This is a genomic window from Lysinibacillus sp. NPDC056959 (assembly GCF_042674095.1).
Taxonomy (GTDB): Bacteria; Bacillota; Bacilli; order Bacillales_A; family Planococcaceae; genus Lysinibacillus; species Lysinibacillus zambalensis.
On record NZ_JBHURE010000053.1, the window covers coordinates 1 to 6,791 of the forward strand.

Consider the following 6,791-nt stretch of genomic DNA (forward strand, 5'->3'; position numbering starts at 1 on the left):
GAGGAGGTAGAGGGATTCGAACCCCCGCGCGGTGTTACCCGCCTGTCGGTTTTCAAGACCGATCCCTTCAGCCAGACTTGGGTATACCTCCGTAACAATATATAAATGGTGGACCTTGCAGGACTCGAACCTGCGACCGGACGGTTATGAGCCGTCTGCTCTAACCAACTGAGCTAAAGGTCCTTTAAGATGGCGGCAGAGGGGATCGAACCCCCGACCTTACGGGTATGAACCGTACGCTCTAGCCAGCTGAGCTACGCCGCCAGGATCTTTATACTGGTTATCTTTTATGGTGGAGCCTAGCGGGATCGAACCGCTGACCTCCTGCGTGCAAGGCAGGCGCTCTCCCAGCTGAGCTAAGGCCCCATAAAATGGTCGGAATGACAGGATTCGAACCTACGACCCCTTGGTCCCAAACCAAGTGCTCTACCAAGCTGAGCTACATTCCGATAAATATTAATTTGGCGCGCCCGACAGGAGTCGAACCCATAACCTTCTGATCCGTAGTCAGACGCTCTATCCAATTGAGCTACGGGCGCTAATTATAAAAAAATGGTGCCGAGGGCCGGAATCGAACCGGCACGGTAGTCACCTACCGCAGGATTTTAAGTCCTGTGCGTCTGCCAGTTCCGCCACCCCGGCACATTTGGAGCGGAAGACGAGGTTCGAACTCGCGACCCCCACCTTGGCAAGGTGGTGTTCTACCACTGAACTACTTCCGCATGTGCATAAGATTTATTTATCCTGGCAATTATTAAATTTAAAATATGGTGCGGGTGAAGGGAGTCGAACCCCCACGCCTTGCGGCGCTAGATCCTAAGTCTAGTGCGTCTGCCAATTCCGCCACACCCGCATATTTTGTTGGCAATTTAAATGGTGAGCCATGAAGGACTCGAACCTTCGACCCTCTGATTAAAAGTCAGATGCTCTACCAACTGAGCTAATGGCTCAAACTATGGTGCCGGCGATAGGAGTCGAACCCACGACCTACTGATTACAAGTCAGTTGCTCTACCAACTGAGCTACACCGGCAAATGGTGGAGGATGACGGGCTCGAACCGCCGACCCCCTGCTTGTAAGGCAGGTGCTCTCCCAGCTGAGCTAATCCTCCTGGGTATTATGCCTAGCGACGTCCTACTCTCACAGGGGGAAGCCCCCAACTACCATCGGCGCTAAAGAGCTTAACTTCCGTGTTCGGTATGGGAACGGGTGTGACCTCTTTGCCATCATCACTAGACTATTAAGTTTTCGATATACGTCGTACTTTTTGTCAGCCTCTGTCGTTCAGTCAGTCATGTACTTAAGTACGTCCTTCCTTTTCTTCATCGCTTTCTCAAACTACTCGTATGTTGAAACCTTTATGTATTTCGTTTTGAAGTTTATTACCTGTCCTTCAAGACAAGAATTATTGTATAACGTTTTCTAGTATTGTGCAATACTTTTTTATAAAAAAAAGAAATTATTGCTTTTTAGAGATATTTTTTGTTTTCTACGAGAAATTATCACTCTGCTATTTATTATAGCAATTATTTAATTAAAAGAAAACAATTAATTTAATAGATGAGAATTAGTTAACTATTTATATTCATTTTATAAATAAAAGTCACTAATTTTCGCTACAAGCTACTTCTTCCCCCAAACTCAATGCTCTACGACAGGAGTACTTGAGTAGCCCTTCGCTCCAATCAGCCACCAAAATAAGTATACACGAACAAAAATATCCAAATAAGATTATTTTTATAGACTACTTAACATGTACGTAAATTATTATTTCAAAATTATTTAATCATAGTTTTTCAGTTTTAATCTTATCCTCAATATTATTTATTGAGCCTTTCATTTACTTGCTTAGAAAGCATTTTATATATTTCACATGTCGAACATTAAAAGCTTAAAAGTGCCCGTTGTAATCGATCAATTTCCTCAAATGTCGTTGCTGGACCAAAGGATATTCTAAAAAATTGACGAGCCGCTCCCATAGAATAACCCATTGATAAAATCGCTTTTGTACCAGATTCACTATGAATATCACAGGCACTTCCTGTAGAAATACATATCCCCGCTTCATTTAATTTTAACAAAACGTATTGCCCTTCTACTCTTTTCATCATCACACCACAAATATTAGGCAATTGATCCTTACACTCAATGATCTGACACGCCTCTGGTAAATTCTCCTTAAAGTATTGACGTAATGCTGCATAATGCTGACGCTCATATTGATAATCTTCAATCGCCGTAGCAAATGCGACAATAGCTGGGGTATCTAGTGTGCCTCCCCTTAGTCCGCGCTCATGTGTGACACCTGGAGCTAATGCAGGAATATGGAGTTCAGGATTCATATATATGGCACCACACCCTTTTGGCCCACCTATTTTATGCGCTGAAACAGTAATAGCATCTACTTGCTGTTTTAACGAGAGTTTACAAAAGGATTGTACACAATCGACGTGTATAAGCACATTTGATTGTTTTGCAATTTCGGCAATTTCTTCTATCGGTTGAATAGAACCTATCTCTGAATTTACATGTTGAATAGTGATTAAAGCTGTATCTTCTTGAATTGCTTTTCGTAGTTGCTCTACTTGAATACAACCGTCTTGCTGTAAGGGTAACTTCGTGACCGTAAAACCCATTTTTTCAAGTGTATTTAAAGCCGCATGTACCGATGTGTGTTCAGCTTGGGATGATATAATGTGCTTCCCTTTATTTGAAGCTAAAGCTAATGACAAAATCGCAATTAAATTGCCCTCCGTTCCACTTCCCGTAAAAATGATACCATCACTGTTTACTCCAAGTGACCTTGCTACAACAGCTCTTGCTTGTTCAACAAAATAATGGGCTTGTCCTCCTAGGTCATGTAAGCTTGCACTATTTCCATAATACTGCCTTGCTACCTCGCAATATGCTTTAAGAGCTTTTGGCGTCATTGGAGCGGTTGCAGCGTAATCCATATAAATCATCTTATTCTTCCTTTCTAATTCATTCGGTCTTGTTTTCTTTTTTATTTTATGCAAAGATAGGTGTCAAGACAACTGTAAAGAAGGTATATGTATGGATGTAAAGACAGATGTACTTATTATTGGTAGCGGTATTGCCGCACTTCAAACTGCTCGGCTTCTCGAAGAACATTTTCAAGTACAGCTAGTGACAAAGTGTTCAGTTAAAATGAGTAGTTCTTATCGTGCTCAAGGCGGTATTGCTGCCGTTACAAGTCAAGAAGATCATCCAAAGCTTCACATTGCTGATACGTTGACTGCTGGTGAATATCATCATGATAGAAGGAATGTTGAAGTATTAATAGAAAACGGCACAGAAATTATGCGTAATTTATTAAATGTGGGCTTCCCAGTTGATCGACAAGTTGACGGGTCCCCCGCTCTTGGCTTAGAGGGAGCACATAGTCATCACCGCATTTTACATGCAGGCGGTGATCGTACTGGTCAAGTAATGATAGATTATTTGCTCAATCAACTCACATCTAATATCGTCGTGAATTGCTATGAGATGGCTTATGAGCTTTTATTAAACACAAATGGGGATTGTGTTGGCGTTCTAACAAAAGGAGCAAAGGGAACGAAACGCTACCTTGCCCACCACGTCATTCTCGCGACAGGAGGTGCAGGTGCTCTTTATTCTTGTACGTCTAACTTTGCTACGAATACTGGTGATGGGATCGCATTAGCCTATCGTGCAGGAGCTGCCATCAGTGATATGGAATTTATGCAATTCCATCCAAGCTTACTTTGGTCTCAAGGTCAGGCCAAAGGGTTAGTCTCTGAAGCTGTTCGTGGCGCCGGAGGAATATTTGTCGATGCGTATCGTCAGCCCTTAATGAAAGGGATACATAAACAGCTGGACTTAGCACCACGCCATGTTACAGCACATGCATTATTTCATAAACGTGCTGCTGGGCAGGAAACATTTATTGATATTACAAAGATTGAACACTTTGAAGAAAGATTCCCTACGGTTGCTCAACTTTGTTCTGACAATAATGTTAATTTACAGGATGGCCTAATTCCAGTTGCACCAGGTAGCCATTTCTTAATGGGCGGTGTTATTGCTGATGACAAAGGAAGGACATCTATTCCTAATCTCTATGCAATTGGGGAAGTTGCTTGTACAGGAGTTCATGGCGCCAATCGTTTAGCTAGTAACTCTCTATTAGAAGGAATTACGTTTGGACAAAGAACAGCCCAATACATTATTCAAACAGGTTGTACACAAAATAATTTCTTGATTAGTGACAAACATCACCAACAAACAATGCCATCGTTATTTACAAAAGATCAATTACGACAAATGATGATGCACACATTAGGCATTGTGCGAAATCCTATCGATATGCAACAATTCGTACAACAATTGCCCTCATTACAAACACTTCTTCATGTTAATTTAAATGGCCTGAATCAACAGGAACTTGAACTTTTCATGATGCATATTGTCGCTACATTAATGGCATTCGCAGCCATTACACGAAAAGAAACTCGCGGAGCACATATTCGCGTTGATCAACCAGAAAATGATAACCAGTGGGCAAACCGTTGGATTATTTTTCAACAAGGACAGATGAAAGTGAGGGATTCATTATATGAATATCATCAAACTCGAGGAATTGTTAAAGCAATTTTTTAATGAGGATATAGGCGATGGAGATTTATCAAGTGAATTAATATTTTCCCCTGAACAACAGGGATCTTTTTCTTTTTATGCGAAAGAAGACGGCATTTTTTGTGGAGCTCTCATCATTAAGCATGGATTTCTTCTACTGGATCGATCGATCGATATTACCCTTTATAAAAAAGATGGAGAAAAAGTAAATACCGGTGATGTTCTTGCTGTTATTCACGGACCTCTTCAAAAGTTATTAATAGGTGAGCGTGTAATTTTGAATCTTATCCAGCGTATGTCTGCTATTGCCACAACTACAAATTTAGCGGTGCGAGAAACTGCAGGTACTAATGCTAAAATATGCGATACGCGCAAAACAATGCCTGGATTGCGTATGTTAGATAAATACGCTGTTAGAATCGGTGGTGCCTATAATCATCGCAATGGTTTATTCGATGCGATCATGCTAAAGGATAATCATATTGCTTTTGCAGGTAGTATTACTAATGCAGTACAGGCAGCACGTGAGAAAATCGGTCACACCATTAAGATCGAAGTCGAAATCGAAACAAAAGCACAATTAGATGAAGCAATTGCAGCTGGTGCTGATATCATTATGTTTGATAATCGTAGCCCTAAAGAAATATGTGAATGGCTTCCTGCTGTTCCTCCACATATCGCTACAGAAGCTTCGGGCGGCATTACACTTCAAAACTTAAATAGCTATGCGATAACAGGTATTCAATGGATTTCACTCGGAGCGCTAACACATTCAGTAAAAGCTTTTGATATTAGTGCAATTGTCAAACCGAAAGGAGCTAGTTTCATTGTCCATCACTAATCTATTTCAACAAATGTCACTACTACCCGAGCATTATCGTGCTTTATCTAAAAATGACATGGAATCTCGCATTCTAGCTATAAAAAAGGAATTAGGCAGTAAGCTCTTCATTCCTGGGCATCACTATCAAAAAGATGAAGTGATTCAATTTGCTGATGCAACAGGGGATTCCTTACAACTTGCTCAAATATCAGCAGCTAACACGGAAGCTGAACATATAGTATTTTGCGGCGTACACTTTATGGCGGAAACAGCTGATATGCTTACAACTAAACAGCAGCATGTATACTTACCTGATATGCGTGCAGGCTGTTCAATGGCAGATATGGCAGACATTTATCAAACAGAACAAGCATGGCCAGTTTTACAGGAACTTTTTGGCGATACCATTATCCCTCTAACATATGTTAATTCTACTGCTGCCATTAAAGCATTTACGGGACGACATGGTGGAGCTTGCGTAACATCATCCAATGCAAAAAAAATGGTTGAATGGGCATTTATGCAAAAACAACGTATTTTCTTTTTACCCGATCAACATTTAGGTAGAAATACTGCGTACGATTTAGGAATACCGCTTGAAAATATGGCCGTTTGGAATCCTCATACAAATAATCTTGAAACGGATCAGTCCCCAGAAAACATTCAAGTCATCTTATGGAAGGGACACTGCTCTGTACACGAAGGCTTTACGGTTCAGCATACGGAGCTCATACGTAAAACTCATCCAAATATGCGGATCATCGTTCATCCAGAATGTAGTCGTGAAGTGGTTGCTGCTGCAGATGATGCAGGTTCTACAAAATACATTATTGATACGATTAATAAAGCACCAAGTGATTCAGCATGGGCAATCGGTACTGAAATGAATCTCGTCAATCGTCTGATCAAACAGCACCCTGATAAGCAGATTATCTCTTTAAATGAAAATTTCTGTCCTTGTCTTACGATGAATCGTATTGACCTTCCCCATCTACTTTGGTCTTTAGAAAGTATACAAAAGGGGCAGCCACATAATTGTATTCAAGTAGATGCTCACACTGCTGAAGAAGCACGTAGCTCACTTGAAAGAATGCTATTAAGAGCGTAAAAAGCAAAACGTCTACCCAAAAATGAGTAGACGTTTTCTTATAGTTGCTTTAGTTTTCTAATGAGAATATGTAGTAATGTTCAAATACATTTCAACTAATCATAATCGTGTAAGACAATTAGTAGAATCTTAAAAGCTATCTTTATACAAAAAAATACAGTAGATGTAAATTACATCTACTGTATTTTAGTATGACCCGTACGGGATTCGAACCCGTGTTACCGCCGTGAAAGGGCGGTGTCT

Annotated in this window: 4 protein-coding genes, 12 tRNA genes and 1 rRNA gene; 3 read left to right on the forward strand and 14 right to left on the reverse strand. The window is 40.7% G+C overall.

Annotated features, from left to right (window positions below):
• Position 1: 1 nt before the first annotated feature.
• The 14 genes from ACFTQ7_RS24700 to ACFTQ7_RS24765 all read right to left on the reverse strand — a co-directional run bounded on the left by ACFTQ7_RS24700 (position 2) and on the right by ACFTQ7_RS24765 (position 2,954).
• Positions 2 to 91, reverse strand: a tRNA-Ser gene (locus ACFTQ7_RS24700).
• Positions 92 to 106: 15 nt separating this feature from the next.
• A tRNA-Ile gene (locus tag ACFTQ7_RS24705) sits at positions 107 to 183 on the reverse strand.
• A 7-nt stretch (positions 184 to 190) separates the two neighbouring features.
• A tRNA-Met gene (locus ACFTQ7_RS24710) sits at positions 191 to 264 on the reverse strand.
• A gap of 26 nt (positions 265 to 290) precedes the next feature.
• Positions 291 to 366 (reverse strand) — tRNA-Ala (locus ACFTQ7_RS24715).
• Between the two features lie 6 nt (positions 367 to 372).
• Positions 373 to 449: transfer RNA gene (locus ACFTQ7_RS24720), tRNA-Pro, on the reverse strand.
• Between the two features lie 13 nt (positions 450 to 462).
• Positions 463 to 539, reverse strand: a tRNA-Arg gene (locus tag ACFTQ7_RS24725).
• A 14-nt stretch (positions 540 to 553) separates the two neighbouring features.
• Positions 554 to 642 (reverse strand) — tRNA-Leu (locus ACFTQ7_RS24730).
• 5 nt (positions 643 to 647) lie between these two features.
• A tRNA-Gly gene (locus ACFTQ7_RS24735) sits at positions 648 to 722 on the reverse strand.
• 46 nt (positions 723 to 768) lie between these two features.
• A tRNA-Leu gene (locus ACFTQ7_RS24740) sits at positions 769 to 853 on the reverse strand.
• A gap of 21 nt (positions 854 to 874) precedes the next feature.
• A tRNA-Lys gene (locus ACFTQ7_RS24745) sits at positions 875 to 950 on the reverse strand.
• 6 nt (positions 951 to 956) lie between these two features.
• Positions 957 to 1,032 (reverse strand) — tRNA-Thr (locus ACFTQ7_RS24750).
• Positions 1,033 to 1,035: 3 nt separating this feature from the next.
• Positions 1,036 to 1,111, reverse strand: a tRNA-Val gene (locus ACFTQ7_RS24755).
• A gap of 10 nt (positions 1,112 to 1,121) precedes the next feature.
• Positions 1,122 to 1,237, reverse strand: a 5S ribosomal RNA gene (gene rrf, locus ACFTQ7_RS24760).
• A 646-nt stretch (positions 1,238 to 1,883) separates the two neighbouring features.
• Complete coding sequence (locus ACFTQ7_RS24765) at positions 1,884 to 2,954, reverse strand: cysteine desulfurase family protein (RefSeq protein WP_386831963.1); 1,071 nt, start codon at positions 2,952 to 2,954, stop codon at positions 1,884 to 1,886.
• Between the two features lie 100 nt (positions 2,955 to 3,054).
• Here ACFTQ7_RS24765 and nadB point away from each other — a divergent pair, with 100 nt between their 5' ends.
• The 3 genes from nadB to nadA are packed head-to-tail and all read left to right on the forward strand — an operon-like array spanning position 3,055 to position 6,548.
• Entirely contained in the window at positions 3,055 to 4,641 is a 1,587-nt protein-coding gene (gene nadB, locus ACFTQ7_RS24770; protein WP_386831957.1) for an L-aspartate oxidase, read from the forward strand.
• On the forward strand, positions 4,598 to 5,458 hold the full coding sequence (gene nadC, locus ACFTQ7_RS24775) for a carboxylating nicotinate-nucleotide diphosphorylase (RefSeq protein WP_386831959.1): 861 nt from the start codon (positions 4,598 to 4,600) through the stop codon (positions 5,456 to 5,458). Before nadB ends, nadC begins: the two co-directional genes overlap by 44 nt.
• Positions 5,445 to 6,548, forward strand: a complete 1,104-nt coding sequence (gene nadA, locus ACFTQ7_RS24780) for a quinolinate synthase NadA (RefSeq protein WP_386831961.1) — start codon at positions 5,445 to 5,447, stop codon at positions 6,546 to 6,548. Before nadC ends, nadA begins: the two co-directional genes overlap by 14 nt.
• Positions 6,549 to 6,791 lie beyond the last annotated feature (243 nt).